15 protein-coding genes, 1 tRNA gene and 1 other RNA gene are annotated in these 17,993 nt (G+C 62.8%); all 17 read left to right on the top strand.

From position 1 onward, the window contains the following. The first annotated feature begins 2 nt into the window (after positions 1–2). The 17 genes from AB5Y89_RS12205 (at position 3) to nuoN (ending at position 17,981) form a co-directional block, all read left to right on the top strand. Positions 3–90 (top strand) — tRNA-Ser (locus AB5Y89_RS12205). 55 nt (positions 91–145) lie between these two features. Next, a non-coding RNA gene (locus AB5Y89_RS12200) (RtT sRNA) lies at positions 146–274 on the top strand. A 671-nt stretch (positions 275–945) separates the two neighbouring features. After that, a complete protein-coding gene (locus AB5Y89_RS12195) occupies positions 946–1,704 on the top strand; it encodes a flagellar motor protein (protein WP_052816159.1) in 759 nt (252 codons plus the stop codon). Beyond that, positions 1,682–2,557: a flagellar motor protein MotB gene (locus tag AB5Y89_RS12190; RefSeq protein WP_010675026.1), complete on the top strand. Its 876-nt coding sequence runs from the start codon at positions 1,682–1,684 to the stop codon at positions 2,555–2,557. Before AB5Y89_RS12195 ends, AB5Y89_RS12190 begins: the two co-directional genes overlap by 23 nt. A 256-nt stretch (positions 2,558–2,813) precedes the next feature. Continuing rightward, positions 2,814–3,218, top strand: a complete 405-nt coding sequence (locus AB5Y89_RS12185; RefSeq protein WP_039038710.1) for an NADH-quinone oxidoreductase subunit A — start codon at positions 2,814–2,816, stop codon at positions 3,216–3,218. A 29-nt stretch (positions 3,219–3,247) separates the two neighbouring features. Next, positions 3,248–3,922: an NADH-quinone oxidoreductase subunit B family protein gene (locus AB5Y89_RS12180; protein WP_010675028.1), complete on the top strand. Its 675-nt coding sequence runs from the start codon at positions 3,248–3,250 to the stop codon at positions 3,920–3,922. 38 nt (positions 3,923–3,960) lie between these two features. Beyond that, positions 3,961–5,730 carry an NADH-quinone oxidoreductase subunit C/D gene (gene nuoC, locus AB5Y89_RS12175; RefSeq protein ID WP_197713285.1) on the top strand — a complete coding sequence of 590 codons (1,770 nt, stop codon included), beginning with the start codon at positions 3,961–3,963 and terminating at the stop codon, positions 5,728–5,730. A gap of 72 nt (positions 5,731–5,802) precedes the next feature. After that, positions 5,803–6,342, top strand: a complete 540-nt coding sequence (gene nuoE / locus AB5Y89_RS12170) for an NADH-quinone oxidoreductase subunit NuoE (protein WP_010675030.1) — start codon at positions 5,803–5,805, stop codon at positions 6,340–6,342. Further along, the gene (gene nuoF, locus AB5Y89_RS12165; protein WP_042016644.1) at positions 6,339–7,724 is read left to right on the top strand and encodes an NADH-quinone oxidoreductase subunit NuoF; all 1,386 of its coding nucleotides are present in this window, start codon (positions 6,339–6,341) and stop codon (positions 7,722–7,724) included. The genes nuoE and nuoF overlap by 4 nt, the downstream gene beginning before the upstream one ends. 57 nt (positions 7,725–7,781) lie before the next feature. Beyond that, a complete protein-coding gene (nuoG, locus tag AB5Y89_RS12160; RefSeq protein ID WP_368223861.1) occupies positions 7,782–10,511 on the top strand; it encodes an NADH-quinone oxidoreductase subunit NuoG in 2,730 nt (909 codons plus the stop codon). Then, the gene (gene nuoH / locus AB5Y89_RS12155) at positions 10,508–11,473 is read left to right on the top strand and encodes an NADH-quinone oxidoreductase subunit NuoH (protein ID WP_010675033.1); all 966 of its coding nucleotides are present in this window, start codon (positions 10,508–10,510) and stop codon (positions 11,471–11,473) included. Before nuoG ends, nuoH begins: the two co-directional genes overlap by 4 nt. Positions 11,474–11,563: 90 nt before the next feature. Next, positions 11,564–12,106 carry an NADH-quinone oxidoreductase subunit NuoI gene (nuoI, locus tag AB5Y89_RS12150; protein WP_010675034.1) on the top strand — a complete coding sequence of 181 codons (543 nt, stop codon included), beginning with the start codon at positions 11,564–11,566 and terminating at the stop codon, positions 12,104–12,106. 9 nt (positions 12,107–12,115) lie between these two features. Beyond that, positions 12,116–12,655, top strand: a complete 540-nt coding sequence (gene nuoJ, locus AB5Y89_RS12145; RefSeq protein WP_069651388.1) for an NADH-quinone oxidoreductase subunit J — start codon at positions 12,116–12,118, stop codon at positions 12,653–12,655. Between the two features lie 79 nt (positions 12,656–12,734). Next, on the top strand, positions 12,735–13,043 hold the full coding sequence (nuoK, locus tag AB5Y89_RS12140) for an NADH-quinone oxidoreductase subunit NuoK (RefSeq protein WP_010675036.1): 309 nt from the start codon (positions 12,735–12,737) through the stop codon (positions 13,041–13,043). Continuing rightward, on the top strand, positions 13,040–14,887 hold the full coding sequence (gene nuoL, locus AB5Y89_RS12135) for an NADH-quinone oxidoreductase subunit L (RefSeq protein WP_319872656.1): 1,848 nt from the start codon (positions 13,040–13,042) through the stop codon (positions 14,885–14,887). Before nuoK ends, nuoL begins: the two co-directional genes overlap by 4 nt. Before the next feature lie 69 nt (positions 14,888–14,956). Then, positions 14,957–16,474 (top strand): NADH-quinone oxidoreductase subunit M, encoded by a 1,518-nt coding sequence (nuoM, locus tag AB5Y89_RS12130; RefSeq protein WP_010675038.1) that lies wholly within the window; start codon positions 14,957–14,959, stop codon positions 16,472–16,474. Positions 16,475–16,517: 43 nt separating this feature from the next. Continuing rightward, complete coding sequence (gene nuoN / locus AB5Y89_RS12125) at positions 16,518–17,981, top strand: NADH-quinone oxidoreductase subunit NuoN (protein WP_160838647.1); 1,464 nt, start codon at positions 16,518–16,520, stop codon at positions 17,979–17,981. Positions 17,982–17,993: the final 12 nt, after the last annotated feature.

Below are 17,993 nucleotides of genomic sequence, written 5' to 3'. Positions count from 1 at the left end.
TTGGTGAGGTGTCCGAGTGGCTGAAGGAGCACGCCTGGAAAGTGTGTATACGGCAACGTATCGAGGGTTCGAATCCCTCCCTCACCGCCAAATTGTAAAAACCGACCTCAGGGTCGGTTTTTTGCATCTGGTGACATGGCAACATCCGATGCCGATGGAGAGAAGGTGAGAAGCCTCGTCGGGTTCGAGCAGAGCAGCTTGCTGCGATGAACGACCGCAGGCCGCCCCGAAGGGGTGAGCCATGCAGTGGTGAATCATCCCTCCCTCACCGCCAAATAAAGTAAAAGGCCCCGTCGCAAGACGGGGCCTTTTACTTCATCCGATGATGGGCGGCTCGGTTCAAACCCTGTCGACAGGCGGGCAGGATAGCCCGACTGGACGGCCAGAGGCCGCCCGCAGGGCGAGCGCCAGGGATGGTGCGAGTCAATCCCGATCCAGCGTACAGCTTGAAGAACCGACCTTAAGGTCGGTTTTTTGCTTCAAGGCGTCTGCCAACCCCCTGGCAGGAGAAACCCGTCATCGGCGGGGGCCAGAAAAAACGGTTTGCCGCGATACCTGGCCGAGTGCCGCCCAGCCAATCCTATCCCTTCCGCCTCTCTGCTCTCTGCTCTCTGCTCTCTGTCGACAGGGTATATGTCCCGAGGGCAGCCAGCCCTTTCTCGTTGACAGCTTATCACGCCAAGCAAAGAGAAAATGACGATATAAATAACCAACATACTCTCACGGATAGCACAGTATATTGTGATATCACCTGGATAACTGCCTCGTCCTGCCATACCAGCGCCGTCAACCTGCTCTGCTGACCAGGCGGCACAGGCCGATGCCACCGGACACTACCGGGTCTGCGCAACCTCTCGGATATTGCTCACCGATTGGATATCGTTTTGAAAAACTGATAGTTAAATGGCTACACTAGCCTCACACATCGCATAGGGATATGGACAAATGAGTCTTATTGGCTTGCTGCTGGCCCTGGCAGCCATTCTGGGTGGCAACATGATAGAAGGGGGGCACCCCAGCGCCCTGCTCGATCTTCCCGCCTTTCTCATCGTGATCGGCGGTACCGTCGGTGCCGCACTGACCCAGTTTCCCTTCTCCGTGGTTGGTAAAACCCTCAAGCGCTTCAAGTGGCTCATCACTCCCCTGCGCCTCGACATGCTGGAGCAGGCCCAACTGCTTGAAACCCTGGCGGGCAATGCACGGCGCAGTGGCATGCTGGCACTGGAGGGCATGATCGACGACATCAAGGATCCCTTCCTGCAAAAAGGGGTACAGATGATGGTCGATGGCTACGAGAAGACCAAGATCCACGAGGTACTGGAAAACGAGATCGAGTTCGAGCAGGAAGATATCGAACAGACCGTCAAATTCTACGAGGCCATGGGGGGCTACTGCCCGACCATGGGGATCGTCGGGGCCGTATTTGGCCTCATTCACGCCATGGGCCTGCTGGATGCCCCCGACAAGCTGGGGGGCGCCATCGCGGTGGCATTTATCGCCACCATCTACGGGGTGTCGGCCGCCAACCTCATCTTCCTGCCCTTCGGCAACCGCTACAAGGCGTTTGCCCACCAGATCCGCCACTACAAGGAGATGACCCTCACCGGCATCCTCTGCATCGTGGACGGCGAGTCACAGCAACGGCTGCAAGTGACCCTTGAGCCTTACCTCGGAGGCCACGGTGGCGAAAAAGAAAAAGGCTGAGGCACCGGAGAACCACGAACGCTGGCTGGTCTCCTACGCCGACTTCATGACACTGCTGTTCGCCCTGTTCGTGGTGCTCTACTCCTTCGCCATGGCCAAGCAGTCGGAGACTCGCGTGCTCATTCAGGGCTTTATCGAATCTCTTGGCAAGATAGGGCTGGTCTCCCTTCCCGCCGGCTCCCCCGTGATGCAGGGGGGCACAGGCATACTGGAACCCGAGTCCAAGACCACCCCCAATACCTCCCAGAAAGAGCAGGTGCTGGATACCCAGACGCCCGCAGCGGCGGCCGACCCTTTCAACGAGACCATCGGCTCCTCGGAGAAACCTACGGCCACGGAGTCCTGGCCCCACAAGACCAAGGAGCAGGATTGGGTCACAGTCACCAAGCAGAAGCTGGATCAGCAGCTCAAGAGCCAAATCGAGTCCAAAGAGATCGAGGTGGAGCAGCTTGGCAGCCAACTGGTCATCCGCATCGGCGAAAAGACCTTGTTCCCGGCCGACTCCGCCTTCTTGCAGCCCCAGTTCATTCCGCTGGTCAACAAGGTCTCGGACGTGCTGGCGGACATCCCCGGCATGGTGGTGGTCACCGGTCACACCGACAACTCCCAGGCGCCGGTGGAGCTCTATCGCAACAACTGGGAGCTGTCGGTGCTGCGGGCGGCCACCATCACCCACACCCTGCTGACCAACCCCAAGCTGGATTCACGACGGCTGATCGCCCAGGGGGTGGCTGATACCCAACCCCGTTATCCAAACGATACCCCGGCTCACCGCCAGGCCAACCGCCGGGTGGAGATCGTGCTCTCCCAGGGCAAGGCGGCAGAGCAGAGCCTCCCCGTTCTCCAACCCTGAAACAGACCCCGCCATGCGGGGTCTTTTGTTTCCTGCCATCCCCCGGATTTTCAAACTATCCGGTTTTTTTCTGCTACATAAAAACGATTGAAAACAATTCTCAAACGAGAAAGTTGACCCCGCTAGCAAAACACAATTTTCATCCCGTTGATTAATAATTAATCCTTTGAAATGACATGTAAATCAGTACGAAAGTGGCATACTACGTAACATCATTGTTAAGTCACATGATTAATTTGGTTAGGGAAAAACCTATATGTTTGCTGATATTGCCGTCCAGCACTGGGCTTTTGCTGTCTATGTCATTGGCGCCATCTGTATCTGCTTGACCATGATAGGCCTGGCGGCCTTGCTGGGGGGACGCGCCTATGGCCGTGCCAAGAACAAACCCTTCGAATCCGGGGTGGATTCCGTCGGCAACGCCCGCCTGCGCTTCTCCGCCAAGTTCTACCTGGTCGCCATGTTCTTCGTCATCTTCGATGTCGAAGCCCTCTATCTCTTTGCCTGGTCCGTCTCCGTTCGCGAGAGCGGCTGGGTCGGCTTCATCGAAGCCACCATCTTCATCACCCTGCTGCTGGTAGGCCTCCTCTACCTGTGGCGCATTGGTGCCCTCGACTGGGCCCCGAAAAAGCGTGTCCTGACTGACAAGAAACCAGACTGAACTACCGATTATCTCTTTGAGGTTGCACCATGAAGTACACCCTGACCCGGATTGACCCGGATGCGCCCGTTGAGCGCTACCCCCAGGAACAGCGCCAGACCGTCGATGATCCACTGGCGCAGCAAGCGACCCGCGGCATCATGATCGGGCGCCTCGAAGAGGTGCTGCAAGACACCGTCAACTGGGGCCGCAAGAACTCCCTCTGGCCCTACAACTTCGGCATCTCCTGCTGCTACGTGGAGATGTGTACCGCCTTCACTTCTCCCCACGACGTGGCTCGCTTCGGCGCTGAGGTCATACGAGCCTCCCCCCGTCAGGCCGACTTCATGGTGATTGCCGGCACCCCCTTCATCAAGATGGCCCCTGTCATCCAGCGGCTCTATGAGCAGTTGCTCGAGCCCAAGTGGGTCATCTCCATGGGGGCCTGCGCCAACTCCGGCGGCATGTATGACATCTACTCCGTGGTACAGGGGGTGGACAAGTTCCTGCCGGTCGATGTCTACATTCCGGGCTGCCCGCCCCGCCCCGAGGCCTTCCTGCAAGCCCTGATGCTGCTGCAGGAGTCCATCGGCAAGGAACGCCGTCCCCTCTCCTGGGTGGTGGGGGATCAGGGGATCTACCGTCCCCAGATGCAATCCGAGAAGGAACGCAAGCGCGGCGAGCGGATCAACGTGACCAACCTGCGCACGCCGGATGAGATCTGATCATGAAACTGACTCGAGAATTCCCAAGCAATTACACCATGGCCCAGTGGCAAACCGCCGATCACGCCGATGCCCAGGTGGTCGGCGAGCTGTTCGCCCACTTCGGTGCCGAGCGCTTCACCGTGCAGAGCACCCGTACCGGCGTGCCGGTCATCTGGCTCTCCCGGGATCTGCTGCTGGACGTGATGGGCTTCTTGCAAAAGCTGCCCTCCCCCTTCGTGATGCTGTTCGATCTCAGTGCCACCGACGAACGGATGCGCAGCCATCGCCACGGCCTGCCGGAGAGCGACTTTACCGTCTTCTATCACCTCATCTCCATCGACCGTAACGCCGACGTGATGCTGAAGGTGGCGCTCAAGGAGAGCGATCTCCATCTGCCCACCGTCAGCCGCCACTTCCCCAACGCCAACTGGTACGAGCGGGAAGTGTGGGATCTGATGGGGATCACCTTCGATGGCCACCCCCATCTGACCCGCATCATGATGCCCAAGAGCTGGCAAGGGCACCCCCTGCGCAAGGACTACCCGGCGCGCGCCACCGAGTTTGATCCCTTCATGCTCGATGCGGTCAAGCAGGATCAGGAGCAGGACAACCTGCTGTTCAAGCCGGAAGAGTGGGGCATGGCCCGCGGCAACGAGAACGAGGACTACATGTTCCTGAACCTCGGGCCGAACCACCCCTCCGCCCACGGCGCCTTCCGCCTGGTGCTGCAACTCGACGGGGAAGAGATCCGCGACTGCGTGCCCGACATCGGCTATCACCACCGCGGCGCCGAGAAGATGGGCGAGCGCCAGTCCTGGCACAGCTACATCCCCTACACCGACCGGGTCGAATACCTGGGCGGCGTGATGAACAACCTGCCCTATGTGCTGGCGGTCGAGAAGCTGGCCGGCATCAAGGTGCCGGCGCGGGTCGACATGATCCGGGTGATGATGGCGGAGCTGTTCCGCATCCAGAGCCATCTGCTGTTCCTTGGCACCTACATTCAGGACGTGGGGGCCATGACCCCGGTCTTCTTCACCTTCACGGACCGCCAGAAGATCTACACCATCATCGAGGCCATCACCGGAGCCCGCATGCACCCGGCCTGGTTCCGCATCGGCGGCGTGGCCCACGATCTGCCTGCCGGCTGGACCCGCCTCATCCAGGACAACCTGTTGAGCTGGCTGCCCAAGCGGTTGATGGAGTATGAAAAGGCGGCCATGCGCAACAGCATACTGCGGGGCCGCACCATCGGCGTCGCCGCCTACAACACGGCCCAGGCCCTGGCCTGGGGCACCACGGGGGGCGGTCTGCGGGCCACGGGGCTCAACTTTGACGTGCGCAAATGGCGCCCCTATTCCGGTTACGATCAGTTCGAGTTCGAGGTGCCGGTGGGCAGCAACGGGGACGCCTACGACCGCGCCACCGTGCGCATCGAGGAGATCCGCCAGAGCCTGTCCATTATCGAGCAGTGCATGAAAAACATGCCTGAGGGCCCCTTCAAGGCGGATCACCCGCTCACCACGCCACCGCCCAAAGAGCGCACCCTGCAGGACATCGAAACCCTGATCACCCACTTCCTGCAAGTCTCCTGGGGGCCTGTCATGCCGGCCGCCGAGTCCTTCCAGATGATAGAGGCGACCAAGGGGGTCAACAGCTATTACCTGACCAGCGACGGCTCCACCATGAGCTACCGGACCCGGATCCGCACCCCGAGCTTTGCTCACCTGCAGCAGATCCCCTCGGTGATCCGCGGCCAGATGGTGTCGGATCTTATCGTCTACCTGGGCAGTATCGATTTCGTTATGTCAGATGTGGATCGTTGAGTCCTCTCGCCCCGGCAGCCGGGGCGAAGGGCAAGACGCGCAGTAAAGGGACAAGCCACAAAAGGTCAAGTCATGAGCCAATGTCAGTGTCACAATAACCAGACCCCACAAGGGCAAGGGGCATGCAGCAGCCAGCAGGGAGATTTCGTCCTGAGCCAGGCTGAGCGCGATGCCATCGAACACGAGAAACACCACTACGAAGATCCCCGTGCAGCCAGCATCGAAGCGCTCAAGATAGTGCAACAGGCCCGTGGCTGGGTGCCTGACGGCGCCATTCACGCCATCGGCGCCGAGCTCGGCATCCCCGCCAGCGACGTGGAAGGGGTCGCCACCTTCTACAGCCAGATCTTCCGCCAGCCGGTGGGTCGTCACATCATCCGCGTCTGCGACAGCATGGTCTGCTACATCAACGGCCACGAGCAGTTGCTTGCCGGTCTGAAAGAGGTCGTCAATCTGGCCCCCGGTCAGACCTCCCCGGATGGCCGCTTCACCCTGTTGCCCGTCTGCTGCCTCGGCAACTGCGACAAGGGGCCGGCCATCATGATCGATGACGATACCTATGGCGGACTCGATGCCGTCAGCCTGCTGAAAACCCTGGAGGCTTACCCATGAGCATTCAGCCAGGCAAGACGCTTGCCTCCCTCGGCACCGCCAACCGCATCCCCCGCACCGCCGAGACCCACCCTCTCACCTGGCGCCTGCGGGACGACGGCCAGCCGGTCTGGCTCGAGGAGTATCAGGCAAAACAGGGCTATGAGGCCGCCCGCAAGGCGCTGGGCCAGATGAGCCCAGATGACATCGTCAGCACCGTCAAAGATGCCGGCCTCAAGGGACGCGGCGGCGCCGGTTTCTCCACCGGCGTGAAGTGGGGCCTGATGCCCAAAGACGAGAGCATGAACATCCGTTACCTGCTCTGCAACGCCGACGAGATGGAACCCAATACCTACAAAGACCGCATGCTGATGGAGCAGCTGCCCCACCTGCTGATCGAGGGGATGATCATCAGTGCCCGGGCTCTCAAAGCCTATCGCGGCTACATCTTCCTGCGCGGCGAGTACGTGGATGCCGCCATCCACCTGCGCCGCGCCGTGGAAGAGGCCAAGGCCGCGGGGCTCCTTGGCAAGAACATCCTGGGCTCGGGCTTTGACTTCGAGCTGTTCGTCCACACCGGCGCAGGTCGCTACATCTGCGGCGAAGAGACGGCCCTCATCAACTCCCTGGAAGGACGGCGCGCCAACCCGCGGGCCAAACCCCCCTTCCCCGCCGTCTCCGGCGTCTGGGGCAAGCCGACCTGCGTCAACAACGTCGAAACCCTGTGCAACGTGCCCGCCATCATTGGCAACGGTGTGGCCTGGTATCAGGGGCTGGCACTGCCGGGTTCGGAAGATCACGGCACCAAGCTGATGGGCTTTTCCGGCAAGGTCAACAATCCCGGCCTGTGGGAGCTGCCCTTTGGCATCACCGCCCGCGAGCTGTTCGAAAACTACGCCGGCGGCATGAAGCCCGGCTATCGCCTGAAAACCTGGCAACCGGGCGGCGCCGGCACCGGCTTCCTGCTGCCCGAGCACCTGGATGCCCAGATGTACGCTGGCGGCATCGGCAAGGTGGGCACCCGCATGGGTACGGGCCTTGCCATGGCGGTGGATGACAGCATCAACATGGTCTCCCTGCTGCGCAACATGGAGGAGTTCTTTGCCCGCGAATCCTGCGGCTGGTGCACCCCCTGCCGCGACGGCCTGCCCTGGAGCGTCAAGATCCTGCGGGCGCTGGAGCGGGGCGAGGGCCAACCCGAGGATCTCGCGACCCTGGAACAGCTCGTCAGTTTCCTGGGCCCGGGCAAGACCTTCTGTGCCCATGCCCCCGGCGCCGTCGAGCCCCTTGGCAGTGCGATGAAGTATTTCCGGTCCGAATTCGAGGCCGGGGTCAAGGCCCCCCATGACAATCACAAGCTGTTCAAGGGTATCCAGCCCAACCTGCTGGGCGAGCGCTGGTAAGCGCCAGGACGCATCGGGCAATAGCCGATTTCATAAAACAGGTTTCAGGGAAGTTGTATGGCAACCATTCATGTAGACGGTAAAGAGTACGAGGTAGACGGGGCAGACAACCTGCTGCAAGCCTGTCTGTCGCTGGGTCTGGACGTCCCCTATTTTTGCTGGCACCCGGCGCTCGGTAGCGTCGGTGCCTGCCGCCAGTGCGCGGTCAAACAGTATCAGAATGCCGACGACAAGCGCGGCCGCCTGGTCATGTCCTGCATGACCCCTTCCACCGATGGCACCTATATCTCCATCGAGGATGAAGAGGCGAAGGAGTTTCGCAAGACGGTGGTGGAATGGCAGATGACCAACCATCCCCACGACTGCCCGGTGTGTGAAGAGGGTGGCGCCTGCCACCTGCAGGACATGACGGTGATGACGGGCCACAACAGCCGCCGCTACCGTTTCACCAAGCGCACCCACCAGAATCAGGATCTGGGCCCCTTCATCAACCACGAGATGAACCGCTGCATCGCCTGCTACCGCTGCGTGCGCTATTACAAGGATTACGCAGGTGGCGAGGATCTCGGGGTCTATGGCGCCCATGACAACGTCTACTTCGGTCGGGTCGAGGATGGCACTCTGGAGAGCGAATTCTCCGGCAACCTGGTGGAGGTCTGTCCCACCGGCGTCTTCACCGACAAGACCCACTCCGAGCGTTACAACCGCAAGTGGGACATGCAGTTCGCCCCCAGCATCTGCCAGGGGTGCTCGGTCGGCTGCAACATCAGCCCGGGTGAGCGCTACGGCGAACTGCGCCGCATCGAGAACCGTTTCCACGGCGCCCTGAACCACTATTTCCTCTGCGATCGCGGCCGCTTCGGCTACGGTCACGTCAATCTGACCGACCGCCCGCGCCAGCCCCTGCTGCAGGATGGCAGTGACAAGCTGGCCATCACGGTGGATGGTGCCCTGAACCGGGCGGCGGATGCGCTGCGCACCGCCAGCGGCATCATCGGCATCGGCTCACCCCGCGCCTCCTTGGAGAGCAACTTCGCCCTGCGCGAACTGGTGGGGGCCGCCAACTTCTACTCCGGGGTCGAGCAGAGCGAATGGGAATGCCTGCAGAAGATGCTGGACATTCTGGAGCACGGCGGCGTGCGTACTCCCAGCCTGCGCGACATGGAAGAAGCCGACGCCGTGCTGGTGCTCGGGGAAGATGTCACCCAAACCGCCGCCCGCATCGCCCTGGCCCTGCGCCAGGCGGTGAAAGGTAAGGGGCGCGAAATTGCCCGCAAGCTGAAGGTGGATCTCTGGCAGGTCGCAGCCGTGCAGACCCTGGCCCAGAACCAGCGCTACCCCTTGCTCATCACCAGTCTGGATGCCACCCGCCTGGATGACGTGGCGAGCAGCACCCTGCACGCCCCCCACGCGGATCAGGCGCGCCTCGGGTTTGCCATCGCCCACCTGCTGGACGCCAGTGCACCGGCGCCAACGGATCTCTCCCCCGAACAGCAGGCCCTCGCCGCCCAATGGGCCGACCTGCTTGGCAACGCCAAAAAGCCCCTCATCATCGCAGGCAATGGAGCCCGCAACGAGGCGCTGATCGAAGCGGCCAGCAACATCGCCCGCGCCCTCAAGGGCCGTGGCCAGGCCGCGGAGCTTGCCCTCGTGGCTCAGGAAGCCAACAGCCTGGGGCTGGCCATGCTGGCCCGGCATGCCGCCCCGCTGGAGGCAGCCCTCGAGCGCATGGAAGGGGAAGAGAGACTTGCCCTGGTCGTTCTTGAGAACGACCTCTACCGCCGAGCCCCCCGCAGCCGGGTGGACACCGCCCTGGATCGCCTGCAACACCTGCTGGTCATCGACCATCAGGAGACGGCCACCGCGAAGAAGGCGGGTCTGGTGCTGCCTGCCGCCAGTTTTGCCGAAGGCGATGGCACCCTGGTCAACATGGAAGGCCGCGCCCAGCGCTTCTTCCAGGTCTATGCTCCCGCCTTCTACAACGCCGATATCCAGGTGCGCGAGAGCTGGCGCTGGCTGGATGCCCTGCAAGGGAGCCAGCAACCGCGTTCGGTTCGCTGGAACACCTTCGACGATGTGAGTCGCGATTGCGCCGCCAGCGCCCCGCTGCTCACCACCATGGGTGAAGCTGCACCCAACGCCGGCCTGCGCATTCGCGGCATGAAGCTCGCCCGGGAGCCGCACCGCTACAGTGGTCGAACCTCCATGCTGGCAAACCAGAACGTGAGCGAGCCCAGAGTCGCCCAGGATCCCGATTCGCCGTTCGCCTTCTCCATGGAAGGCTACGCTGGTTCCCGCCAGCCCCTCTCCCAGGTACCGTTTGCCTGGGCGCCGGGCTGGAACTCCCCCTCCGCCTGGAACAAGTTCCAGGACGAGGTGGGCGGCAACCTGCGTGCCGGGGATCCCGGTCGCCGCCTGCTGGAGCCGGGCGAAGGCAACCTGGGCTGGTTTGGCACCATCCCGGCCCCCTTCCAGCCCGCCGCATCCCTGCAGGTGGTGAGCTATGACCAGCTGTTCGGTGGCGAGGAGCTCTCCGCCAGAAGCCCGGTCATCCAGGCTCGCATGGGGGAACCCACCCTGGTACTGAACCCGGCGGATGCCGCGCGCCTGGCACTGTCCCCTGACGCACTGGTGGCCTTCTCCTGGGGTGGCAACCACTGGCGCCTGCGTCTGCGCCTGAGCGATGCGCTGGCTCCGGGCCTGGCAGGGTTGCCACTCGGGGTGAACGGCCTGCCGACCGCCCTGCACCACGCCCTGATCGATAACCTGCAGGAGGTCATCGCATGAGCGACTCTCTGATGGATCTGCTGATCGAGGTCGGCAAGGCCTTGGTCGTGCTCGTGGGGATCGTGGGGGCCGGCGCCTTCATGAGCTTCATCGAGCGCCGCCTGCTAGCACTGTGGCAGGACCGTTACGGCCCCAACCGGGTTGGCCCCTTCGGTCTGCTGCAACTGGCCGCCGACATGGTCAAGATGTTCTTCAAGGAGGACTGGATCCCGCCCTTTGCGGATCGCCGGATCTTCGTGCTGGCCCCCATCATCGCCTTCACCGCCTTCATCCTGGCGTTTGCGGTGGTGCCCATCACCCCCACCTGGGGCGTGGCGGATCTCAACGTGGGGCTGCTCTATATCCTGGCGATCGCCGGGCTGGCGGTCTATGCCGTGCTGTTCGCCGGCTGGTCGAGCAACAACAAGTACTCCCTGCTCGGCAGCCTGCGCGCCTCGGCCCAGACCCTCTCCTACGAGGTGTTCCTTGGCCTCTCGCTCATGGGCATCGTCATCCAGACCGGCAGCTTCAACCTGCGTGACATCGTCGAGGCCCAGGCCGGCATGTGGAACGTGATCCCCCAGATCCTGGGCTTCGTCACCTTCCTGTTTGCCGGGGTCGCCGTCACCCACCGCCACCCGTTTGACCAGCCGGAGGCCGAGCAGGAGCTCGCCGACGGCTATCACATCGAGTACGCGGGCATGAAGTGGGGTCTCTTCTTCGTGGGGGAGTACATCGGCATCGTGCTGATCTCTTCACTCATCGTGACCCTCTTCTTCGGTGGCTGGCACGGCCCCTGGCTGCCGCCCTTCATCTGGTTCGCCCTGAAGACAGCCTGTTTCATGGTGTTCTTCATCCTGCTGCGGGCCTCCCTGCCCCGCCCGCGCTTCGACCAGGTGATGTCCTTTGGCTGGAAAGTGTGCCTGCCCCTGACCCTGCTCAACATGCTGGTCACCGCTGCCGTGGTGCTGATGAATGCGTGAGCAAAACGAGATGGACATGACGATGATTCGGCCGTCTGCGGCAAGGAAACGCCCAGGCGCCAGTGCTGATAAATGTGCAGTGAGGCACCTATGAAAATTACGAGCATTATCAAGGGTGTTGGCACCCAGTTGCGCAGTCTTGGGATGGTCTTCTCCCATGCCTGGCGCCCCCGTGAAACCCTGAGCTACCCGGAGCAGCCGGTCTACGCCGCCCCCCGCTTTCGCGGTCGCATCGTACTGACCCGGGATCCTGACGGCGACGAACGCTGCGTGGCGTGCAACCTGTGTGCTGTTGCCTGCCCGGTCGGTTGCATCTCCTTGCAGAAGTCGGAGCGGGAAGATGGCCGCTGGTACCCGGAGTTCTTTCGCATCAACTTCTCCCGTTGCATCTTCTGCGGCCTGTGCGAGGAGGCCTGCCCCACCACCGCCATCCAGCTGACGCCGGATTTCGAGATGGGGGAGTATCGTCGCCAGGATCTGGTGTACGAGAAGGAAGATCTGCTGATAAGCGGCCCCGGCAAATACCCGGACTACAACTTCTACCGCATGAGCGGGATGGCCATCGACGGCAAACCCAAAGGGGATGCCGAGAACGAAGCCAAGCCCATCGATGTCAAGAGCCTGCTGCCCTAGGAGTCAATCATGGAACTGGCATTCTATGTCGCGGCCCTGGTCGCCGTTTACAGCACGCTGCGGGTGATCAGCACCAGCAACCCCATGCATGCGCTGCTCAATCTCATCATCTCCCTCATCGCCGTGGCCATGATCTTCTTCTGCCTGGGCGCCGCCTTTGCGGGGGCCCTGCAGGTGATCGTCTACGCCGGCGCCATCATGGTGCTGTTCGTGTTCGTGGTGATGATGCTGAACCTGGGGAGCGCCCAGGATCAGGAGAAGAAGTGGCTCACCCCCATGACCTGGGGTGGCCCGGCCCTGCTCTCCCTCATTTTGCTGGGCTTTCTGGCCCACGGCATTCTCGGCGTGACCGGCGGTGAACTGGGTCTGACCGAGGTCAGCGCCAAGGAAGTCGGTATCGCCCTGTTCGGCCCCTATGTGCTGGCGGTGGAGCTCGCCTCCATCTTGCTGCTGGCAGGTCTGGTCACCGCCTATCACCTGGGCCGCGAGGACAAGAGCGGGGAAGTGCTCTCCGTACCTCGCACCACACAGGAAGGAGGTCAGCAATGAGCGACATCCCCGTGGTGATGCATGGCTCGCTGCCGGCAGCCCGCCCCCTTTCCATCCAGCAAGCACAAGGAGCATGGCGATGAGTGGAATTCCCATGGAGCACGGCCTCCTGCTGGCGGCCATTTTGTTTGCCATCGGCCTGTGCGGCCTGCTGATACGCCGCAACCTGTTGTTTATCCTCATGAGTATCGAAATCATGATGAACGCGTCCGCCCTGGCATTCGTGGTGGCGGGTAGCCGCTGGGCCCAGGCCGACGGCCAGATCATGTACATACTGGTGATTTCTCTGGCGGCAGCGGAGGCCAGTATCGGCCTCGCCCTGTTACTGCTGCTCTATCGTCGTTACCACACCCTGAACGTGGACACTGTGAGCGAGATGCGCGGATGAGCCTCCTATATCTGACTTTCCTGTTCCCGCTGCTGGGATGGCTGCTGCTGGCCTTCTCCCTCGGCCGCCTCGGCGAGCGCACCTCGGCGCTCATCGGTGTCGGCAGCATCGGTCTCTCGGCCCTCACTACCCTGTGGGTCGGCATCGATTTTCTCAATACCATGCCGGAAGGCGGCGTCTATACCCAGACCCTGTGGCAGTGGATGACGGTGGGCGAGTTCCAGCCCGCCTTCCGTCTCTCCCTGGACGGGCTGTCGCTGACCATGCTGGGGGTCGTGACCGGGGTGGGCTTCTTCATCCACCTGTTCGCCTCCTGGTACATGCGCGGGGAAGAGGGGTATTCGCGCTTCTTCACCTACACCAACCTCTTCATCGCCAGCATGCTGTTCCTGGTGCTGGCCGATGACCTGCTGTTCGTCTACCTGGGCTGGGAAGGGGTGGGGCTGTGCAGCTACCTGCTGATCGGCTTCTACTACAAGGATCGCAACAACGGCGCCGCCGCCCTCAAGGCGTTCGTGGTGACCCGGGTCGGCGACGTCTTCCTCGCCATCGGGCTCTTCGTGCTCTACCGCGAGCTCGGCACCCTCAACATTCACGAGCTGCTGGTGCGAGCCCCTGCGATGTTTGCCGACGGCTCCCCTGCCCTGTCGTTCGCCTGCCTCATGCTGCTCGGCGGCGCGGTCGGCAAATCCGCCCAGCTGCCCCTGCAGACCTGGCTGGCGGACGCCATGGCGGGCCCGACCCCGGTCTCGGCACTGATCCACGCCGCCACCATGGTGACCGCCGGTGTCTACCTCATCGCCCGCACCCACGGCCTCTTCCTGCTGGCCCCGGAGATCCTCCATCTGGTGGCGCTGGTCGGTGCCATCACGCTAGTGCTGGCCGGTTTTGCCGCCCTGGTGCAGACCGACATCAAGCGGATCCTGGCCTACTCCACCATGAGCCAGATTGGCTACATGTTCCTGGCCCTCGGCGTTGGTGCCTGGGAAGGGGCCATCTTCCACCTGATGACCCACGCCTTCTTCAAGGCGCTGCTGTTCCTCTCCGCCGGGGCCGTCATAATCGCGACCCACCACGAGCAGAACATCTTCAAGATGGGGGGCCTGCGCAAATCGCTGCCGCTGGTCTACGCCTGCTTCCTGGTGGGGGGCTCGGCGCTCGCCGCGCTGCCACTGGTGACCGCCGGTTTCTACAGTAAGGACGCCATCCTCTGGCAGGTGCAGGCCAGTGGCCAGAGCGCCCTGCTGTGGGCCGGTCTGGGGGGGGCTTTCCTCACCTCCCTCTACACCTTCCGCCTCATCTTCATCGCCTTCCACGGCAAGGCGCAGACCGAGGCGCACAAAGGTCACGGTCTGGCCCACCATCTGCCACTGCTGGTGCTGCTGGTGCTCTCCACCGGAGTCGGCGCCCTCATCGTGCCTCCGCTGGCAGGAGTGCTGCCGGCCGGCCCCGGGGATCACATCGAAGAGGGACGCCACAGCCTCGAGATCCTCTCCGGCGTCATCGCCGTGGCAGGCATTGCGCTGGCCGCCTTCCTCTTCCTCGGCGAACGTCGCCTGGCGAAAGGGATCGCCGAAAGTGCCGCCGGCCGCGCGCTCAGCACCCTCTGGTTCAATGCCTGGGGCTTTGACTGGCTTTATGACCTGATTTGGGTCAAGCCCTACCTGCTGGCGACTCGCCTGCTCGGCAAGGATCCGCTGGACAGGATGATGAACCTGCCCGCCGTGCTGGCCCAAGGGGGGCATCAGCTGCTGGCCTGGACCGTCTCCGGCAAATTGCGCTGGTACGCAGCCTCCATGGGGATGGGCGCCGCCCTGATCCTGGCCCTGCTGCTGCTCGGCTGATCCATGAGCCCAATATTGTGTGGCAGGCTCAGCGCCTGCCCGACTAGAACCTAGATGAGAGCTGATATCGTGACCTTACTCTGGATCTTGCTAATTCCCTTCATCGGCGGCTTGCTCTGCTGGCAGATGGAGCGGCTCGGCGGACAGTTTGTCCGCTGGGTGGCCCTCGCCTCCATGAGCGCCTGTCTGGTGCTCTCCAGCGCCATCTGGCTCGGTGGTGACTTCACCCTCGCCAACCCCGGCCTCCCCGTCTGGGCAGCCGAGTGGCAACAACCCTGGATCCCCCGCTTCGGCATCTCCCTGCACCTCGCCGTGGACGGGCTGTCGCTCCTGATGGTGATCCTCACCAGCTTCATCGGCGTGCTGGCCATCCTCTGTTCCTGGAAGGAGATCGTCCAGCGCATCGGCTTCTTCCACCTCAACCTGCTGTGGATCCTGGGGGGCGTGCTCGGCGTCTTCATGGCGGTGGATCTGTTCCTCTTCTTCTTCTTCTGGGAGATGATGCTGGTGCCGATGTACTTCCTGATCGCGCTCTGGGGCCACTCGGTCACCGATGGCAAGTCGCGCATCAACGCCGCCACCAAGTTCTTCATCTACACCCAGGCGAGCGGCCTCATCATGCTGGTGGCCATCCTGGGCCTGGTACTGACCCACCACGCCGCCACCGGTGTCTTCACCTTCAACTATCAGGAACTGCTCAACACCCCCATGAGCAGCACGGTACAGTGGCTGCTGATGCTGGGCTTCTTCATCGCCTTCGCGGTCAAGATGCCCCTGGTGCCGCTCCATGGCTGGCTCCCTGATGCCCACAGCCAGGCGCCCACCGCAGGCTCCGTGGACTTGGCGGGCATCTTGCTGAAAACCGCGGCCTACGGCCTGCTGCGCTTCACTCTGCCGCTTTTCCCCGAGGCGTCCGCCGAGTTTGCCCCCTACGCCATGGTGCTCGGCCTCATCGGCATCGTCTACGGCGCCCTGCTGGCCTTTGCCCAGACCGATATCAAGCGGCTGGTTGCCTACACCAGCATCTCCCACATGGGCTTCGTGATGATCGCCATTTACTCCGGCAGCGAGCTCGCCCTGCAAGGGGCAGTGGTACAGATGATTGCCCACGGGCTCTCGGCCGCCGGCCTCTTCATCCTGTGCGGCCAGCTCTACGAGCGCCTGCACACCCGGGATCTGCGCCAGATGGGCGGTCTCTGGGGACGGCTGCGCTACCTGCCCGGCGTGATGCTGTTCTTCTCCGTTGCATCCCTCGGGATGCCGGGGACCGGCAACTTCGTCGGCGAGTTCCTGATCCTCATCGGCAGCTTCCAGGTGGCCCCCGTCATCACCGTCATCGCCACCTTCGGGCTGGTGCTGGCCTCGGTCTACTCCCTCATCATGCTGCAGCGGGCCTGCTTCGGGACGCCCCGGGAGGAGAGCATGCTAAAGGGGCTGGATACCCGGGAACTGACCATGATGCTGACCATCGCCGGCCTCTTGGTGCTGCTCGGTCTTTATCCCCAGCCGGTGCTCGACACCGCCAGCAGCAGCCTCCTGAGCGTGCTGCACTGGTACGCGCTGCCGGGCACGGGGGCGCTGCAATGATGCTTTCTCTTTCGCCTTCCTTGTCCATGTCGGGAGCACTGTCATGACGTTTACTGTTTCTCAACTGCTGGCCCTGCTGCCCCTGTTGCTGACCACGGGGGCCATGGTGGCCCTGATGCTGGCCATCGCCTGGAAGCGCTGTGACGACACCGCCTTCGTGGTCACCATCATCGGCCTCAACCTCGCGCTCTTCTCCCTGCCCATCGTGATGGCCCAGGGGGATCAAGGGGTCACTCCCCTGCTGCAAGTAGACGCTTACGCGGTCTTCTACATGGGGCTGGTGCTCATCGGGGCCCTGGCCACCTGCACCTTCGGTCGCACCTGGCTCAAGGGCTATCCGGACAACCGGGAAGAGTTCTACCTGCTGCTGCTCATCGCCACCGCAGGTGGTCTGGTGCTGGCGGCCTCCCGTCACCTCGCCTCGCTCTTCATCGGGATCGAGATGCTGACCCTGCCCATGTTCGGTCTGGTGGGGTATGCCTATCGCGAGCGGCACTCGCTGGAAGCCAGCATCAAGTACATGGTGCTCTCCGCCAGTGCCACCGCCTTCCTGCTGTTCGGCATGGCGCTGCTCTACGCCCAGGCCGGGAGCCTGAGCTTCAACGATCTCGGTGTGACCCTGGCCCAGAGCCCGGCTCACCATCCGCTGCTGATGGGGGGCTTTGGCCTGATGCTGGTCGGCTTTGCGTTCAAGCTGTCCCTCGCCCCCTTCCACCTCTGGACCCCGGACGTCTATGAAGGGGCGCCGGCACCGGTGGCCACCTTCCTCGCCACCGTGAGCAAGATAGCGGTGTTCTGCGTGCTGCTGCGCTTCTACCTGGCAGTACCCGCCACCTCGGATCCCATGATCCACTGGCTGCTGGCGGCCATGGCAGTCATCTCCATCGTGGTCGGCAACCTCCTGGCGCTGATCCAGACCAACATCAAGCGGATGATGGGTTACTCCTCCATCTCCCACTTCGGCTATCTGCTGGCGGTGGTGGTGGCAAGCCGCCTCGGCGAGATGCCGGTGGAAGCGGCGGGTGTCTACCTGCTGATGTACCTGTTCACCAGCCTGGGGGCCTTCGGCGTCATCAGCATGATGTCCAGCCCCTATCGCGGCAAGGATGCGGACTCCCTGCACAGCTATCGCGGTCTGTTCTGGAAGCGCCCCTATCTGACGGCGGTGATGACGGTGATGATGCTCTCCCTCGCGGGTATCCCCATGACGCTGGGCTTCATCGGCAAGTTCTACCTCATCGGCGTCACCGTCGATGCCAAGCTGTGGTGGCTCAGTGGCGCCATCGTGCTCGGCAGTGCCCTGGGGCTCTACTACTACCTGCGGGTCATGGTCACCCTCTACCTGCGTGAACCCGGCATGCAACTGCGCGATGCCAGGGCCGACTGGGCCTTCTCCTCCGGGGGCCTGGTGGTGCTGCTCTCCGCCATTCTGGTGGTATTGCTCGGCATCTACCCCCAGCCCGTCATCAGTCTGGTACAGGGCTTCCAGCACGTGGTGCTGCGCTAGCCTCAGGTTCAC

This window comes from Aeromonas sp. s4, assembly GCF_040907855.1.
Classification (GTDB): Bacteria; Pseudomonadota; Gammaproteobacteria; order Enterobacterales; family Aeromonadaceae; genus Aeromonas; species Aeromonas caviae.
This window is presented reverse-complemented; position numbering and strand designations above follow the sequence as displayed.